Origin of the sequence: Streptomyces sp. LN549 (assembly GCF_043203805.1) — a bacterium.
Lineage (GTDB): Bacteria > Actinomycetota > Actinomycetes > Streptomycetales > Streptomycetaceae > Streptomyces.
This window is the reverse complement of the sequence record NZ_JAZHRI010000002.1, coordinates 8,680,238-8,697,054: the sequence shown is the minus strand read 5'-3', so window position 1 is coordinate 8,697,054 and position 16,817 is coordinate 8,680,238. Positions and strand designations below refer to the sequence as shown.

Here is a 16,817-nt window from a genome sequence, read left to right as displayed (position 1 = left end):
CGGCCGGACCGGCACACACGCGACGGAAGAAGCGTCAGGCCGGTGCGGCCTCTTCCTCCTCCTCGGTGCTCTTCTCCTCCGCCCGTTGGACGAACGACCCCTGCACGTCGGCCGGCTGCTCGTCCTCGTCCTCCGTGGCCGCCCGCTGGACGGCGGGAGCGGCGGGGGCCGCCGAGGGCGGGACCGAGGCGGCGGGGGCGGGCGCCGGGTCCGACAGCACCCGGTCCGCGTTGGTCACCGCCTCCCGCTCGAAGCGGTCCGAGGGGTCGCTGACCCGGATGCCTCCGGGTGCCTCCGTGCCCTCCACCGGTCCGCTGCGCTGCTGGATCACATGGGTCAGCTCGTGAGCCAGCGTCGTGCGGCCCTGGGGTGACGACGGGTCGTACGCGTCACGTTGGAAGACCACGTTGTTGCCCACCGTGTACGCGTGCGCGCCGACCCCCTTGGCCGACTCGTGCGCGGCGGAGTCGTTGTGGATGCGCACGTCGGAGAAGTCCGCTCCCATCCGGCCCTCGAGGTCCGTGCGGGTCTCGGTGTCCAGGGGGGTGCCTCCGCCGGAGGAGATGACGTCGTGGACCGGCGAGCGCGGCTCGTCCTCGGACTGTTCCGGCGTACCGGCCCTGGAGCGCTGGATCATGGGGCCGAGGGCGGCGTTGCCGATGCTCCGCTGGAGCACGCCCATGCCGGCCGTTCCGATCACGTCCGCCCGGCCGGTGGCCGCTGCCCGGAAGAGGTGACGGGTGTCCGCTCCCCGGTCGTGGGCCTCGGGGGCCCGCTGCGCCACGGAGGCCCCGCCGTGCAGGTGCTCCCCCTGCATCCGCTCGTGGTCGTACTCGTTCTCCCGCGGCGGGGCGTGGTGATCCCGTTCGGGGTCGTGTTCGTGCTCGTGGCCGTGGTCCTGTGCGTTCATCGTCGTCTCCCTGACCGCACCGTCGTGGGTCGCGCACCGCGCACAACCGCAGCGGCCGGCCCTTCTACCGGTTCTCCACCTTCACGGCAGATTCCCTGCCCCGTCCAGCCCGCCCCCTGCGGGCCCGGGGCATCCGGAGCTGCCTCTTGGGGCAGTCGGACGGTACGAACGGCCCCTGCCCGCATGGCCGGGACGTGAGGCAGGCTGCGGTCCATTCCCTCGGGGGAATGGACCTGAATCCTCCGGCGCCGGTACAACGGGCCCGTGGACTTCCCTCGCGCATTACGCGACCGCCGCACCCGTCTCCGCCTCAGCCAGCTCGACCTGGCGCTCCGGGCGGGAACCACCCAGCGCCATCTCAGCTTCATCGAATCCGGCAGGTCCGCCCCCGGCCGGCCCATGGTCGTGCGGCTGGCGGAGTCGCTGGAGCTGCCGCTGCGCGAGCGCAACGAACTGCTGCTGGCGGCCGGATACGCGCCCGCCTACCCGGAGAGTTCGCTCGACGATCCCGAACTGGCCCCGGTGCGGGCGGCGATCGACCGTGTTCTGCGCGGTCATCTGCCCTACCCCGCCCTCGTCGTGGACCGATCCGGTGCCCTGATCGCCGCGAACTCCGCCTTCGATCTGATCACCGAGGGCGCGGCTCCTGAGCTGGTCGGACCCGGCAGGAACGTCTACCGTCTCGCGCTCCACCCCGACGGGCTGGCCCCTCGCATCCGCAACCTCTCCGAATGGGCGCGCCACATCCTCGCCGGCCTCGGGCACCTGGCGGAACTGCGCGACGAACTCACCGCGTACGTGCCCGGCCTGGAGCCGTCCGCCGGGCAGCTCGGATTCGCTGTTCCGCTCCAACTACGTTCTCCGTTCGGGGATTTGCGCCTGATGACGACGGTGACGACCTTCGCCACCGCCGTCGACGTGACGCTCGCCGAGCTGAAACTGGAGGCGTTCCTGCCGGCCGACCAGGAGACGGCCGATGCTCTCTCGGCGGCGGCCCGGCCAAAGGATCCGGCCGGGCCGCCGCCGGGTCAGGCCCCCGGGAACATGTAGTCGGCCCTGATCCGGCCGTCCTCGTCGAGCACCAGGATCTCCAGTCCGCCACCGACCACCTCCCCGGTGCCGGCGGACACCGTCTCCCAGGAGAACTTGACCAGGTCGTGCAGGCGTACGGCATCGGCACGGGAGCGGAAGGTGAGCCCCGCCTCCTTGACGAACTTCTCGTGGCTGCGCGCCACCCGGGTCTCGAAGGCGTCGTAACCCTGGGCCTGCAGGGTCGTTCGGTCGAAGCCGATCCCTGCGGCGATCTCCCTGATCTCCACCGGCGGTTGAAGGAAGTGGGTACCGTCCTCGGCCCACAGCTGCTCGATGGCTGCGCGGCGTTCGGCGGCATCCGGCACCACCCACTGGGCGATGTAGCGGTTGGCCAGGTCCTGAGGGTCGGTCTCGCTCACGTGTGAACTCCTTGCCCGGTGGATCGCTTCGGACGAGATCCTGCGCCGGGCACGGCGTACCGGCAATTCCCTGCCGGGAATGGGCGACTGCGGTGCCAAGTGGGGCAGGGCAGCCGGGCGTACGGTGCGCCCCCGGTGGGAGCAGGGGGCGCACCGTACGGCGTTACTCGTCGGCGGTGCTCACGTCACCCGGTCAGGCTTTGCCCTTGGTGACGACCCACTTGCCGTTGACCCAGTTGCCGACGGTCTCGTATCCGGAACGGAAGGAACCGAGCCAGTTCAGCGTCAGGCCTGCCTCCGCGGCGGATTTGACGGGGGTGTAGCTGCCGGCCTCGTCGGCAGGTCCCCCGGTGGTGTTCTCGGCGACGTACGGGAAGGGGTAGACGGGGCGGGAGGCCGTGACCTTGCCGGCGCTGTCGGCCGACGTGGTCGTCAGACTGTCGGGGGCGTCGCCCTTCGTGACCCAGTCGACGACGGCGGTCAGCGCGTCGAAGTCGCTCGGGCCCTGGCCGCCGCCGCAGTGCGCGACGCCCGGGAGGAGGAACAGCCGGGCGAAGCTCGCCGTCGCCGCCGTTCCGCCCATCGTCTTCTGCACGGCCTTGTAGTACGCCATGGTGCCGACGGCCGGAATGTGCTGGTCGCCCAGTCCGTGCCAGAGGATCAGCTTGCCACCGCTCGCCTTGAACGCCTTCAGGTCCGGGTCGGTGGCGTCGTACATGCCCTCGTTGGGCCGGACGATCTTCTTGTAGTAGGCCTCGGTGAACTCGATGTCCCGGTAGGTGAGCGTGGGTTGCGGGCTGTCGAAGACCTGGTAGCGCAGGGTTTCCCTGACGAAGTTGATGTCTCCGGTGGTGCCGGTGGCCTGGGCCGGCACGATGACCCCGGCCCAGTTGAGTTCGGAGCCGCGCAGTTGGTAGCCGGGGTACAGCAGCTTGCCGTGCTTGTCGGTGGGGCCGGAGTAGATCCGGTGGAGTGTGGTGACCTGGTCGGCGGTCAGGCAGAAGTCCGCGGGCGTGGAGGTCTGTCCTGCCCGGCATGTGAGGGTGGCCGGATCCCAGGTGCAGCCCAGCGGGTCCGCGATGATTCCGTCGGTGGCGGCGCAGCCCTTGAGGACCGCCTCGTGCAGCGGTGCCAGATCGGCGGTGGTGAGCGTGGCGGGGCCGCCGCCGAGGAACACGGACTGGGCCGTCCAGGCGTGCGAGAAGGTGTTCAGCGCGGTGAAGTTGTTGGCGGGGGCTCCGGCGATGATCCCGTCGAAGTCGTCCGGGTAGCGCTGCGCCTCGGTCAGTGCCTGGTGGCCGCCTTGTGAGCAGCCGTCGAAGTAGGAGTGGGCGGCGGCCTGCCCGTAGTACTTCTTGATGATGACCTTGGCAGCCTGCGCGAGCTGGTGGTCGGACTTGTATCCGAAGTCGGCGCGCAGCGTGGGATCGGTGGAGAACAGTCCGCCGCCCTGGGAATGCCCCTCGTCGCTGGAGGCGACGGCGAAGGCTCCGGTGGTCAGCGGTACACAGCCGCTGGAGGCGGGGGCGCTGCCCGTGTTCACGTTTCCGCAGAGGCCGCCGCAGCCGACCTGGAGGTAGTTGGACTGCCAGCCGCTCTCGGGCAGCCGGAGCTCGAAGTGGATCTGCGGGGCGATCACACCTTTGACGTAGCAGGCCGCCCAGTTCCCGAGGGTGTTGCTGCCTGCGGCCAGCTCCGTCGCGGAGCTGATCTCGAAGGGTACGCCGGGTACGTCGGCTGCCAGGTCGAGTGAGGCGATGGCGGAACAGGGCAGCGCGGGTGCGGTGCCGGCGGACGCTCCGGTTGTCGCCAGGGCGGCGGCCGAGGCAGGGGCGGCGGCCGGGCCGTTGCCGGTCGCGCTGTCGGCGAGCGCCATGCCCGTACCGCCGGCGAGGGCGAGGACGGCAGCGAGGGTGGCCAGTACGGCGGCCGTTTTCTGTCGGAACCAGCGTGAGGGTATGGGCATACCCGGACTCCGTTCGATCGCGGCCCGGGCCTCGTGCCCGTCAGCCGGTCCTGTGGGTGCGTGTGGGAAGGGTGTCGGGAGGGTGCGGACACGCCTTGATGCATGGGACGCCGCCGGCCGTCCGGCTCCGCAGCGGCGCCACGGCGAGGAACGTAGTCCGGCATGGATCTCCGCGCAAGACTTGGCAACGAGATTGTTGACAATCCTGTTGGCGTAAGTTTACGTTCGACAGGCACTCACTCAGGGAGGGCATTGATGCCGAAGGAAGCGCGTCCCAGTTCCGGAGAGCAGGCCAAGCAGCACGCACTCGGAAAGCTGCGGCAGGCGATTCTGCAAGGGGAGATGGCACCCGCCCAGCGGCTGGTGGAGGACGAACTCGCCGAGCAGTTCGGTGTCACCCGGGCCAGCATCCGGGCGGCACTTCTCGAGCTGGCATCCGAAGGACTGGTCGAGCGGATCCGTAACCGCGGGTCACGCGTCCGCGTGGTGACCAAGGAGGAAGCGGTCGCCATCACCGAGTGCCGGATGGTCCTCGAAGGACTCTGCGCCGCCAAGGTGGCCGCCGAGGCCACCGAGGAGCAACTGGCGGAGCTTGCTGCGACGGGCGCGGCGATGACCAAGGCCGTGGCCGACGGCGAGCCGATGACCTACTCCGAGCTCAACCACCGGCTGCACGCGCTGATCCGGGAGTTCTCCGGCCAGCAGACGGCCGTCGGGCTCCTGGAGCGGCTGAACGGCCAACTCGTGCGCCATCAGTTCCAGTTGGCGCTCAGGCCGGGCCGTCCACAGAAGTCCCTGAGTGAACACCTGGCCGTGATCGACGCGATCACGTCCAGGGACCCGCAGGCGGCGGAAGCAGCCGTCCGCGCCCACCTCGGCAGCGTGATCGACGCCTTGCGCAACGACTGACGCGACTCGGGGCGGGAGCACACCTGTCACCAAGGAGAGTTCGCAATGACGCACGGCAAGGCGCCCGCCACCCCACGATCGACGCTGGTGATCACCGCGCACGCCGGGGACTTCGTATGGCGGGCGGGCGGCGCCATAGCCCTCGCCGCCTCCCGCGGGGAGAAGGTCACCATCGCGTGCCTGACCTTCGGTGAACGGGGCGAGTCCGCCAAGGCGTGGCGCGAGGGCAAGCAGCTGGCGGAGATCAAGGCGATCCGCCGCGAGGAGGCCGAGCGCGCCGCGGCGGTGCTCGGCGCCGGCATCGTCTTCTTCGACGCCGGCGACTACCCGCTGCCGGTCACGCCGGAGCTCACCGACCGGCTGGTGGCCGTCTATCGCGAGGCGCAGCCGGACGTGGTCCTGACCCATCCCCTCACCGACCCGTACAACGGCGACCACCCGGCGGCCGCCCGCATGGCGCTGGACGCGCGCGTCCTGGCCCAGGCGATCGGCTACCCGGCCGAGGGCGAGATCATCGGGGCTCCCCCGGTTTTCTTCTTCGAGCCGCACCAGCCGGAGATGTGCGGGTTCGCGCCCGAGGTCCTGCTGGACATCACCGAGGTCTGGGAGACCAAGCGCAAGGCCATGGAGTGCCTGGCGGCCCAGCAACACCTGTGGGAGTACTACACGGACCTCGGCAGACGGCGCGGCGTCCAGCTCAAGCGCAATGCGGGCCCCAACCTCGGTCTTCCGCACACCACTTGGGCCGAGGCGTACATGCGCCCCTACCCGCAGGTCACCGGGGAGCTGGCATGAGCGGCGTCATCGTCACCCGTCCCCCGAAGGCGTCGGCCGAGGATGTGACGGCCCTGTCCGGCTACGGCGTGGCCACCGTGCACGAGGCGCTGGGCCGCACCGGCCTCCTCGGCTCCCACCTGCGCCCGATCCAGCAGGACGTACGCGTGGCGGGCACCGCGGTCACGGTGCTCAGCTGGCCCGGCGACAACCTCATGATCCATGCGGCCGTCGAGCAGTGCGGCGAGGGCGACCTTCTCGTCGTCACCACCACCTCGCCCTCCACCGACGGAATGTTCGGTGAGCTGTTCGCCACCGCGCTGCGGCACCGGGGCGTGCGCGGCCTGGTCACCAACGCCGGGGTGCGCGACACCTCCGAGCTGCGCGAGATGGGCTTCCCCGTCTGGTCGGCCGCGGTCTGCGCCCAGGGCACGGTCAAGGCGACCGGCGGATCGGTCAATGTGCCGGTGGTGATCGGAGGCCGGATCATCCGCCCCGGTGATGTGATCCTCGCCGACGACGACGGTGTGATGTGCGTTCCGCGCGAACGGGCCTCGGAGGCCGTCGAGCTGTCGAAGGCGCGCACGGCGAAGGAAGAGGCCACGCGCGCCGCGTTCGCCGCGGGGCAACTGGGGCTGGACCGGTACGGGCTGCGCGAGACACTCGTACGCCTCGGCGTTCGATACCAGCAGTACGACGAGTACGCCGCGGACGCGTCCGGGCCGGGGCGGTGACCGCGCCCGCCGGTGTGCGCTGCATGCTCCTGCGCGGCGGCACCTCCAAGGGTGGCTACTTCCTGGCGGATGACCTGCCCGCCGAACCGGCCCTGCGTGACGAGCTGTTGCTGCGGATCATGGGCAGCCCCGACGCGCGCCAGATCGACGGCCTGGGCGGGGCGCACCCCCTCACCAGCAAGGTGGCGGTGGTTCGCCCATCGGCCGTCCCCGACGCCGACGTCGACTATCTCTTTCTCCAAGTCGGCGTCGGTACGGCGGATGTGTCGAGCCGTCAGAACTGCGGAAATCTTCTCGCGGGAGTCGGCCCCTTCGCCGTCGAACGCGGCCTCGTCTCCGTCGGCCGGGCGGAGACCTCGGTGCGGATCCGCATGCTCAACACCGGGGACCTCGCCACCGCCACCTTCCCCACTCCGGACGGGCGCGTCTCGTACGAAGGCGCCGCCGAGATCTCCGGGGTGCCGGGTACCGCCGCACCGGTGGTGATCGATTTCCCGCCGGGCAGCAGTCCGCTGCTGCCCACGGGCAGCGTCCGCGACACCCTTGCCGGCACGTCGGTGACCTGTGTGGACAACGGCATGCCGACGGTCCTGATCGCCGCTTCGGCATTGCGGCTCACCGGCTACGAGGATCCGCAGGAGCTGGAGGCGGACCCGGTCCTGGCCCAGCGGATCCGCGAAATCCGCCTCGAAGCAGGCCCGTTGATGGGACTCGGGGATGTCGCGAACGCCACCGTGCCCAAGGTAAGCCTGCTGGCGCCGCCGCGGAACGGCGGCGCGGTGTCGACGCGCACGTTCATTCCGGTGCGCTGCCACACGTCCATCGGCGTGCTGGGGGCCGCGAGCGTGGCCGCAGGGCTGCGTGTCGTGGGCGGCGTCGGCGAGGACGTGGCGCGGCTGCCCGCCCAGGGGGACCGGCTGCGCATAGAGCACCCCTCGGGGTTCCTCGACATCGAGTCGGCCGTCGAGCGGGGCGCAGGTGGCGCCCTTCCGAGGGCCGGCCGCACCGCTGTCGTACGTACGGCCCGAAAGATCTTCGACGGCACGGTCTTCCCTCGCCCCGCCTGACCCCACCCAGAGCAACCCTCCCGCACCCCCGCACTTCTAGGAGTCGCAGATGACCCCGCCTCTCGGAGACATCGCCCACCTCGGCCATGTCGAACTGCTCACCCCCGACCTGGATGCCAGCGTCGGCTTCTTCACCGACTTCCTCGGTCTGACCGAGAACGGCCGCTCCGGCGACTCCGTGTATCTGCGGACCTGGGACGACTACGAGCATCACAGCCTCACGCTCACCGCCCACTCCACCCCCGGGATCCGCCGCACGGCCCTGCGCACCTCCAGCGAGGACGCGCTCCACCGCCGGGTGGAGGCCCTGGGGGCGGCAGGCCGACCGGGCCGCTGGGCCGAGGACGAACCGGGCATCGGCCGGTTGTACGTCACCACCGACCCCGACGGCCACGAGCTGGCCCTGTACTGGGAAAGCGAGTGGTACGAGGCGCCGGACGAACTGCGGCCGGGCCTCAAGAACCAGCCGCAGGCCAAACCGGGCCGCGGCGTGGGCGTACGCCGGCTGGACCATGTCAACTTCCTGGGCGCGGACGTCGCGGCCAACGGCGACTTCCACCGTGAGGTCCTCGGCGCCCGCCCCACCGAGCAGATCCGGCTCGACAGCGGCAGGATCGCGGCCCAGTGGCTGACGTTCACCAACAAGTCCTACGACATCGTCTACACCAAGGACTGGACGGGGTCGAGTGGCCGGCTGCACCACATCGCGTTCGCCGCGGACACCCGCGAGGACATCCTGCGCGCCGCCGATCTCGCCCTGGACACGGGCGTGTTCATCGAGACGGGCCCGCACAAGCACGCCATCCAGCAGACGTTCTTCCTGTACGTCTACGAGCCGGGCGGCAACCGCATCGAACTGTGCAACCCGCTCACCCGCCTGGTGCTGGCCCCCGACTGGCCCCTGATCACCTGGACCGAGGCCGAGCGCGCCAAGGGACAGGCCTGGGGTCTGCGCACCATCGAGTCGTTCCACACCCACGGAACGCCGCCCGTCGCCTGACGTTCGGCATCCCCGTCCGGCCCCGGTCCGCCAGCGCGCCGGACCGGGGCCAAATTGCTTCTTAGATTGTCAACAAAAACGTTGACACACTCTTCCGGTGTTTCTACCGTCAAGGCCATCACTGCGAGCGCGCTTCTCGCCTCGCGTCGGGTCGGCGGCTCGAGCCGCGCCGACCGCCCCTTCTCCCCAACTTCCAGGGACTCTCCTCCCGGACGAGAGGAAACAACGATGTCCTCCTCGCTCGCCCCCGCCGCCCGCGGCAGTGCAATGGCCATGCTGGTCATCGCGCTGTGCTGGCTGGTCGTGCTCTTCGACGGCCTCGACATGTTCATCTACGGCTCGGTGCTGCCCCACATGCTGGAGCAGCACGCTCTGGGTCTTGAACCGTCCATGGCCGGAGACCTCGGCAGCTACGCCACGTTCGGGATGCTGGTCGGCGCCCTCTCCTCGGGTACGCTCACCGACCTCATCGGGCGCAAGAAGATGATCATGTCCTGCACCGCACTGTTCTCCCTGGCCTCGGCCCTCTGCGCGGCAGCCCCCTCGGTCACCGTGTTCGGCCTCGGCCGGACGCTCGCCGGACTCGGCCTCGGCGGCCTGCTGCCGACCGCGATCACGATGGTCTCGGACTACGCCCCGCGTGCCCGCGGCGCCTTCGTCATAGGCGCGCTGATGACCGCCCACCACGTCGGCGGCATCCTCTCCGCCTACGTCGCCCTGTGGATCGTGGAGCCCCTCGGCTGGCGTGCGGCCTTCTGGGTCTGCGTGGTCCCGCTGGTCATCGCGGTACCACTGGTCGCCCGGTACATGCCGGAGTCGCTGAGCTTCCTGGTCGCCAAGGGGCGTACCACCGAGGCGAACGAACTCGCGGCGCGTTACGACGTCGAGATGCCTGCGGCGAAGGACCCCCGGGCCGTCGGCGACCGCTGGTACGCCCTCGCCCAGCTGTTCCGGGGCAAGGAGTGGATCCAGACCCTGATGTTCTGGCTGGCCTCCTTCGGCGGCCTGCTGCTCGTCTACGGCGTAGCCACGTGGCTGCCCACCATGATGCGGAACGAGGGCTACGAACTCGGTTCCTCACTGAACTTCGTCGTCGTCTTCAACCTCGGCGGCATCGTGGGGATGCTCGTCGCCGGACGCTGCGCCGACCGGTTCGGCGCGGCGCGCATCTCCGCGATCTGGTTCCTGCTGACCGCCGTCGGCGTCTATCTGCTGAGCGTCCACATGCCGCTCGGGCTGACCTTCACGGTGGTCTTCGTCACCGGCCTGTTCCTCAACAGCGCCCAGACGATGATCTACGCGACGGTGGCCGGCTACTCCACCTCCGCCAACCGGGCCACGGCCGTGGGCTGGACCTCCGGAATGGGCCGCTTCGGCGCCGTGTTCGGCCCCTGGCTGGGCGGTCAGCTGCTCGCCAACGGAGCCGCGAACTGGGGCTTCACCGCCTTCGCCCTTTCCGCCGTGTTCTCCACCGTCTTCATCACCCTGGCCGGTCTGCGCATGTCCCGGCGGAACCCGGGACAGCCCGCGGCACGTCAGGTGACGGCCACGGCCTGACCGGGGCGGCCGCGACGGGGCCCGGTGGGCCGATGAGGAGACGACATGCCTCGTCGTCCCACCGGGCCCGCCGCGTCCATGGCCTGATGTCACGGAGCGCTTCCGGGAATCATGCCGAGCTGGCGCAGCTGCGCGAATACGTCGACCACCCCCCAGAGCTCCGCGATGCGGTCGCCTTCGAAGCGGGCGATGAAGATCTCGCCGTACGTGACGGTCCTGCCGGTCGGCGGGAGGCCCCGGTACTCACCGAGGTGGGTCCCGGTGACGGTCTGCCTGCTGACGATCTTGTCCCCCTCCGCGATCACGTCCTCGACCGTGACGCGGATGCCGGGAAAGGCGCGCAGGAGCACCGCCCACACGTGCTTGAGTGCCTCCACTCCCGTCTCGCCGCTCGGCACGGGCGCGTGGAACAGCACGTCCGGGGCGACGACCTCGTCGATCGTCTTGTTGACGACGTCCGGGTCGCTGCTGTTCATCGCGTCGTGGAAGCGGCTGAACGTCGCTTTGTTGCGGGCTTCCTGCTCTGTCGACATGGTGCTTCCCTTCGGATCACTTGTGGAGGACGGCTTGGATCACCAGGCTGATCGACACCTTGTTGCCGACCAGGACACCGCCGCCGTCCGTCCGGGCAGTGACGGCGAAGTCGCGCCGGTCGATCCGCGCAGTCGCGGAGAAGGCGGCATGCCGGCCGCCGGACGGACCCGGGCCGAACCCGTCCACCTCGACGGCCAGGGGCACCTGCCGGGTGACGCCGTGCAGGGTCAGCTCGCCGTCCACGGTCCAGCCGTCACCGCTCCGGCGGATGCCGGTGGAGCGATAGCTCATCGTCGGGTGGCTCTCCGCGTCGAGGTAGTCGGCGGAGCGCAGGTGTGTGTCCCGCTTTTCGTTGCCGGTGTCGATGGACGCCACGTCGATCGTCGCGGTCAGCGCCGATCCCTGCGGTTCCTCGCTCGTGACGATCGTGGCTGCACAGCCGGTGAACCGGCCTCGCACCGTGCCGACCGTGAGGAAGCGGACGGAGAAGGAGATCTCGCAGTGTGCCGGATCGGCCTGCCAGGTGCCGACGAGATAGCCCGGGATCGCGGCAGTGGCTGGGGCGGAGCTCATGACGTCCTCCATGGTTCAGGGTTGTCCCTCATACCTGGAAGACGAACGGGGCCCCGCCCGGGGGACAGTCCGGGTCAGGATTCTCCGAGCCGCCGGTTCAGGAACCGCCGCTCGGGAGCCGAGCCGGCCAGTTCGATCGCCCTGCCGTAGGCGGTCCGGGCCTCGGCTGTCCGGCCGAGGCGCCGCAGCAGTTCGGCGCGGGTCGAGTGGTAGTAGAGGTAGCCGTCGAGGTCGAGACGGTCGACGGCGCGCAGTGCCGCGGCGGGGTCGCCGGCCTGGGCGAGCGCCGCGGCGTGGTTGAGCTCGACGACCGGGGACCCGGTGAGCTCGGCCAGCCGGCCGTACAGCGCGGCGATCTGCGGCCAGTCGACCGGCTGCCGTGTCTGCATCGACGCGATCACCGCCTGTACGACATAGGCGCCGCGCCCGCCGAGCGCGAACGCCCGGCCGAGCACCGCCCGCCCCTGCGCGATCTGTCGCGTGTCCCACAGCGACCGGTCCTGGTCGTCGAGCAGCACGAGGTCCTCGCCGGCGAACCGGGCGTGCCGCCGGGCGTGGTGGATCATCATCAGCGCCAGCAGCCCATGCGCCTCCGGCTCCTCCGGCATGAGTCCGGCGAGCACGCGCCCGAGGCGGATGGCCTCGGCCCCGAGGTCGACCCGGCCCCGGTAGCCCTCGTTGTAGATCAGATAGATGACCGCCAGGACCGCGTCGACGCGATCGGGCAGCAGGTGTGCGCCGGGCACGGCGAACGGGATACCGGTCGCCCTGATCTTCGCCTTGGCGCGCGACAGCCGCCGCTTCATGGTCTCCTCGGAGACGACGAAGGCCCGGGCGATCTCAGCGGTCTCCAGACCTCCCAGGGCCCGCAGAGTGAGCGCCACCTGCCCCTCCGGCGGCAGCGCCGGGTGGCAGCAGGTGAAGATCAGCTCCAGGCGCTCGTCCTTGATCAGGGTGTCGTCGAATTCGTCCATGACCGCCTCCGGTGCGGGCAGGAGGTGGATCTTCTCGGCCAGGGTGCGCTCCCGGCGGATCCGGTCGATCGCCCGGTTGCGGGCCGTCGTCACGAGCCACGCAGCCGGCCTGTCGGGTACGCCCGACGTGGGCCAGCGCTCGGCGGCGATCGCGAACGCCTCCTGCGTGGCGTCCTCGGCCTTGTCGAAGTCGCCGAGATACCCGACCAGTGCGGCCAGCACCCGGCCCCACTCGTCCCGGAAGACCTCCTCCAGCCCGGTCAGCGCCGCACCACCGGCCGGATCTCCACCATGCCGCCGTAACGAGCGGCCGGGATGCGCGACGCCATCTCGATCGCCTCGTCCAGATCCGTCGCCTCGATCAGGCAGATGCCGCCGAGTACCTCCTTGGTGTCGGCGAACGGTCCGTCCGTGATCAGTGTCCGGCCACCGGCCACGCGCACGCCCGTCGTCATCTCGACTGGCTGCAACTGCGCCGCCGCGACGCACCGCGTGTCATCGGCCAGCGTCAGGTACTCGGCATAAGCCGCCTCGCGTTCCGCGTCCGACAGCGCTTCCTCCTGGTCGGGCGCGGCGTGGATCAGCAGGGCGTACTGCATCGCATCCTCCGAATTGAGTGGGCTCTCACTCACACGACGAACGAGCAGCAGCGTAGGGGACACGGCGCGTGCATGCGCGCGGAACCATCCGGCGTCGATCGAATGCTCGCTAATGCTCGAAACTCGGCGACGGTGAACATCTCTTGACATGTCACCGTCGTTCCGGCGAGAGTCATCCCCGCCAGTGATGCCGGTGTCTCGTAACGAGGAGCGTTGCCGCATGCCTGAAATCCCTGAAGTCTCACGCCGTTTGGTCCTGGGAGGAACGCTGGCCACGGGGGCGCTGGCCGTCGGGCTCGGATCGGCCGCACCTGCCTCGGCGGCTCCCGGGGCCGTCGCACCCTCCGCGCTCCTGCAGGCCGGCGCGCCCCGTCGGGCAGCGGGCCAGAAGTCCATGATCAACGTCCCCTTCGAGCCCCATGCGACGGTCCGCGTCGGTGTCATCGGGCTCGGCAACCGCGGCTCCGGGATGACCACGGGCTGGTCCGTCATCCCCGGCTGTGTCGTGGCCGCGGTCTGCGACATCCGCGCCGACCGGGCCAAGCGCACCGCCGACCAGCTGGTGACCGCCGGAAAGCCGCGTCCTGCCGAGTTCGGCGGCTCCGCCGACAGTTACGCCGAGATGCTCAAGCGCGACGACATCGACCTCGTCTACATCGCAACGCCCTGGGAGTTCCACTACGAACAGGGCAAGGCCGCACTCCTGTCCGGCAAGCACGTGATCGTCGAGCTCCCCATCGCGACCGAGCTCGACGAGCTGTGGGACCTCGTGGACACCTCTGAGCGCACCCGCAAGAACCTGATGCTGTCCGAGAACTGCAGCTACGGGCGCAATGAGCTGGCGATGCTCAAGATGGGCCACGAGGGCGTGTTCGGCGAGCTCACCAACGGTCACGGCGGCTACCTCCACGACCTGCGCTCGCTGCTGTTCTCCGACACCTACTACACCGACTCCTGGCGCCGTCTGTGGCACACCCGCTCCACCGCGTCCTTCTACCCCATGCACGGTCTGGCGCCCATCGCCGCCGCCATGGACATCAACCGCGGCGACCGTATGACCACGCTGACGGCCACCGCGACGGCCCCGAAGGGACTCGCCGACTACCGCGAGCGCTTCATGCCGAAGTCCCACCCGTCCTGGAACGAGACGTACATCAACGGCGACCTGGTCACCTGCCAGATCCGGACGGCGAACGGCCGGACGATCCGGGCCGAGCACGCGGTGAGCGCGCCCCGCCCCTACAGCCGGATCAACTCGCTCGTCGGCAGTCGCGGCATCTTCGAGGACTACGCGGGCACCTCGACCACCGACGCACGTGTCTACTTCGAACCGGACCACAGCGGCGACACCTGGCGCGACTTCGAGACGTACCGCAAGGAGTTCGACCACTGGCTGTGGAAGGAGCTCGGTGACGAGGCCGAGAACGGCGGCCACGGCGGCATGGACTACGTCCTGCAGTGGCGCACGGTCCAGCTGATGCGGGCCGGTCTGGTCCCCGACATCGACGTGTACGACTCCGCCTCGTGGTGCGCACCGGTTCCGCTGAGTGTCATGTCCCTCGCCGCCAAGGGGCGTCCGGTGGACATCCCGGACTTCACCCGAGGCTCCTGGGTCAACCTCCGCATGGGGCTCGACTCGCGCACCACCGAGATGCCCCCCGTCGTCTGATGACCTCCACCTCCAAGGAGCACGCCATGAGAACGGCCCGACTGATCAATCCGCTCAGAGCCGCCGCGGTGGCAGCAGCGGTCCTGCTCGTTCCCGCACAGGCGGCCACGGCCGCGCCCGCGCCACCGGAGGCCGCCGCCGAGGCGCAGACCGAGGTGACCGTCTCCCCCGTGGACCTCGACGGACCGGCCATCTCGACGGTGCAGGTCACCGTCAAGAACACCGCACCGCAGCGCCTGCGTTCGCTCAAGGTGTCATTCGCGGGGCCGGTCGGATGGGCGGTCCAGCCGTCCGTGCAGAGCGTGTCCGGCTCCCTCACGACGGGTGCCTCGGCCTCCACGACGTTTCGGATCCAGGTCCCGGAGAAGCGGTCCGGGTTCGTGATCCGTACGTTCACGGCGACGGCGACGTACCAGGGCGGCGATGGCCTCGGAACGGCCACCGGCACCCGGACCGACCGCTCCGGAACACCGCAGGCGAACCTGGCGGCGGCGTACAACGGCGTGGCGATCACCGACGAGTCGGCCACGACAGCCGGCAACTACGACGGCGAGGGCAACAGCTTCTCGGCCCAGAAGCTCGCCGCGGTCGGTCTCACGCCCGGAGCGAAGGTGGACGCGCTGGGCGCCACCCTGACCTGGCCGGACGTGCCCGCGGGCACTAAGGACAACGTGGCAAGTGCCGGGCAGGCCGTCACACTGACCGGCAAGGGTTCCAAGCTGGTGTTCCTGGGCTCCGGCGTCGGCAGCGGTGCCACGGGCAAGGCCACCGTCTTCTACACCGACGGCACCTCCACCACGGGATCGTTCGGCTTCCCCAACTGGTCGTTCGACCCGGTCGACGCCCACGGTGCGACCCTGGTCAAGTCGACGGACGGCCGCAACCGGCCCGACGGATACGGCAACGCCACGGTGAAGTACAGCGTGTTCGCCCATTCGATCGCGCTGGACCCGTCCAGGACGGTCGAGTTCGTGGTCCTGCCCGCGAACGGCAACGTCCACCTCTTCGACATGGCGATCGCTTCCTGAGCGTGGTCCACGACCGACCGGGTCCTCGGGGGCGGCGCTCAGCGCCCGCCCCCGAGGACCCGGTGGCCGGTCAGCCGTTGGCGAGGAGCTGGAGCGTGTCGATGACACGGTTCGAGAAGCCCCACTCGTTGTCGTACCAGGCGACGACCTTGACGTGCCGGCCCTCGACGCGGGTGAGCTCCGAGTCGAAGATCGACGAGGCAGGGTTGCCCGTGATGTCGGACGAGACGAGTGCGTCCTCGGAGTACTCCAGGACCCCGGCGAGCGGCCCGTCCGCCGCGGCACGGTAGGCGGCCAGCACGTCCTCGCGCGAGACGTCGCGAGCCACGGTCGTGTTGAGTTCCACGATCGAGCCGACCGGCACGGGGACACGGATCGAGTCGCCCGACAGCTTGCCGGCGAGGTTCGGCAGCACCAGGCCGATGGCCTTGGCCGCACCGGTCGTGGTCGGCACGATGTTCACGGCGGCGGCGCGGGCGCGGCGGGCGTCGCGGTGCGGGCCGTCCTGCAGGTTCTGCTCCTGCGTGTAGGCGTGCACCGTCGTCATGAAACCGTGCTCGATACCGGCGAGTTCGTCGAGCACCGAGGCCAACGGCGCGAGGGCGTTGGTCGTGCACGAGGCGTTCGAGACGATCGTGTGCAGGGCCGGGTCGTACGCGTCGGTGTTGACCCCGTACGCGAGCGTGACGTCGGCGCCGTCCGACGGCGCACTGACGAGCACCTTCTTCGCGCCGGCGTCGATGTGGGCGCGGGCGGCCTTGGCCGACGTGAAGCGTCCGGTGGCCTCCAGCACGATGTCGACGCCGAGGGCGGCCCACGGCAGCTGCGCCGGATCGCGCTCGGCGACCACCTGGATGCGACGGCCGTCGACGACGAGAACGTCCCCGTCGAGCGTCACCGGGCGCCCCAGCCTGCCGGACGTCGAGTCGTAGGCGAGCAGCCGTGCCAGGGTGGCGGGCTCGGTGAGGTCGTTCACGGCGACGACTTCGAGGTCGCTGTCGCGCTCCAGCAGTGCGCGCAGCACATTGCGTCCGATGCGGCCGAATCCATTGATGGCGATGCGAGTCATGGG

At 70.1% G+C, this 16,817-nt stretch carries 17 protein-coding genes; 9 read left to right on the top strand and 8 right to left on the bottom strand.

Annotation, left to right across the window (positions count from 1 at the left end; translation table 11 throughout):
• Positions 1-34: 34 nt before the first annotated feature.
• The gene (locus SH922_RS38475; RefSeq protein WP_393063139.1) at positions 35-910 is read right to left on the bottom strand and encodes a DUF4157 domain-containing protein; all 876 of its coding nucleotides are present in this window, start codon (positions 908-910) and stop codon (positions 35-37) included.
• A 264-nt stretch (positions 911-1,174) separates the two neighbouring features.
• On the opposite strand from SH922_RS38475, the gene SH922_RS38470 reads away from it, so the two are divergent.
• Positions 1,175-1,960 (top strand): helix-turn-helix domain-containing protein, encoded by a 786-nt coding sequence (locus SH922_RS38470; protein WP_393063138.1) that lies wholly within the window; start codon positions 1,175-1,177, stop codon positions 1,958-1,960.
• Here SH922_RS38470 and SH922_RS38465 read toward each other — a convergent pair.
• Together SH922_RS38465 and SH922_RS38460 are read right to left on the bottom strand one after the other, a co-directional pair.
• Positions 1,939-2,361 carry a hypothetical protein gene (locus SH922_RS38465; protein WP_393063137.1) on the bottom strand — a complete coding sequence of 141 codons (423 nt, stop codon included), beginning with the start codon at positions 2,359-2,361 and terminating at the stop codon, positions 1,939-1,941. The genes SH922_RS38470 and SH922_RS38465 overlap by 22 nt on opposite strands.
• Before the next feature lie 193 nt (positions 2,362-2,554).
• Positions 2,555-4,327, bottom strand: coding sequence for a tannase/feruloyl esterase family alpha/beta hydrolase (locus tag SH922_RS38460; protein ID WP_393063136.1), 1,773 nt, complete (start codon positions 4,325-4,327; stop codon positions 2,555-2,557).
• Positions 4,328-4,582: 255 nt separating this feature from the next.
• Here SH922_RS38460 and SH922_RS38455 point away from each other — a divergent pair, with 255 nt between their 5' ends.
• From SH922_RS38455 to SH922_RS38430, 6 genes are all read left to right on the top strand, one after another.
• Positions 4,583-5,236 (top strand): GntR family transcriptional regulator, encoded by a 654-nt coding sequence (locus SH922_RS38455; protein ID WP_393063135.1) that lies wholly within the window; start codon positions 4,583-4,585, stop codon positions 5,234-5,236.
• A 45-nt stretch (positions 5,237-5,281) separates the two neighbouring features.
• Positions 5,282-6,031, top strand: coding sequence for a PIG-L deacetylase family protein (locus SH922_RS38450; RefSeq protein WP_393063134.1), 750 nt, complete (start codon positions 5,282-5,284; stop codon positions 6,029-6,031).
• Positions 6,028-6,744 (top strand): 4-carboxy-4-hydroxy-2-oxoadipate aldolase/oxaloacetate decarboxylase, encoded by a 717-nt coding sequence (locus tag SH922_RS38445; protein ID WP_393063133.1) that lies wholly within the window; start codon positions 6,028-6,030, stop codon positions 6,742-6,744. The genes SH922_RS38450 and SH922_RS38445 overlap by 4 nt, the downstream gene beginning before the upstream one ends.
• Entirely contained in the window at positions 6,741-7,811 is a 1,071-nt protein-coding gene (locus tag SH922_RS38440; protein WP_393063132.1) for a 4-oxalomesaconate tautomerase, read from the top strand. Before SH922_RS38445 ends, SH922_RS38440 begins: the two co-directional genes overlap by 4 nt.
• A 49-nt stretch (positions 7,812-7,860) precedes the next feature.
• Positions 7,861-8,811, top strand: coding sequence for a catechol 2,3-dioxygenase (locus SH922_RS38435; RefSeq protein WP_393063131.1), 951 nt, complete (start codon positions 7,861-7,863; stop codon positions 8,809-8,811).
• A gap of 228 nt (positions 8,812-9,039) precedes the next feature.
• Positions 9,040-10,368: an MFS transporter gene (locus SH922_RS38430; protein ID WP_393063130.1), complete on the top strand. Its 1,329-nt coding sequence runs from the start codon at positions 9,040-9,042 to the stop codon at positions 10,366-10,368.
• An 89-nt stretch (positions 10,369-10,457) separates the two neighbouring features.
• Here SH922_RS38430 and SH922_RS38425 read toward each other — a convergent pair whose 3' ends face one another.
• The 4 genes from SH922_RS38425 to SH922_RS38410 form a co-directional block, all read right to left on the bottom strand.
• Positions 10,458-10,901, bottom strand: a complete 444-nt coding sequence (locus SH922_RS38425; protein ID WP_393063129.1) for an ester cyclase — start codon at positions 10,899-10,901, stop codon at positions 10,458-10,460.
• 16 nt (positions 10,902-10,917) lie between these two features.
• Positions 10,918-11,475, bottom strand: a complete 558-nt coding sequence (locus tag SH922_RS38420) for a YceI family protein (RefSeq protein ID WP_393063128.1) — start codon at positions 11,473-11,475, stop codon at positions 10,918-10,920.
• A gap of 74 nt (positions 11,476-11,549) precedes the next feature.
• On the bottom strand, positions 11,550-12,671 hold the full coding sequence (locus SH922_RS38415; protein ID WP_393063127.1) for an RNA polymerase sigma factor: 1,122 nt from the start codon (positions 12,669-12,671) through the stop codon (positions 11,550-11,552).
• Between the two features lie 38 nt (positions 12,672-12,709).
• Positions 12,710-13,048 carry a YciI family protein gene (locus tag SH922_RS38410; protein ID WP_393063126.1) on the bottom strand — a complete coding sequence of 113 codons (339 nt, stop codon included), beginning with the start codon at positions 13,046-13,048 and terminating at the stop codon, positions 12,710-12,712.
• A 220-nt stretch (positions 13,049-13,268) separates the two neighbouring features.
• On the opposite strand from SH922_RS38410, the gene SH922_RS38405 reads away from it, so the two are divergent.
• Positions 13,269-14,717, top strand: coding sequence for a Gfo/Idh/MocA family protein (locus tag SH922_RS38405; RefSeq protein ID WP_393063125.1), 1,449 nt, complete (start codon positions 13,269-13,271; stop codon positions 14,715-14,717).
• A 26-nt stretch (positions 14,718-14,743) separates the two neighbouring features.
• Positions 14,744-15,745 (top strand): NEW3 domain-containing protein, encoded by a 1,002-nt coding sequence (locus SH922_RS38400; protein ID WP_393063124.1) that lies wholly within the window; start codon positions 14,744-14,746, stop codon positions 15,743-15,745.
• 70 nt (positions 15,746-15,815) lie between these two features.
• On the opposite strand, the gene gap is transcribed toward SH922_RS38400, so the two are convergent.
• A complete protein-coding gene (gene gap, locus SH922_RS38395; protein ID WP_393063123.1) occupies positions 15,816-16,814 on the bottom strand; it encodes a type I glyceraldehyde-3-phosphate dehydrogenase in 999 nt (332 codons plus the stop codon).
• Positions 16,815-16,817 lie beyond the last annotated feature (3 nt).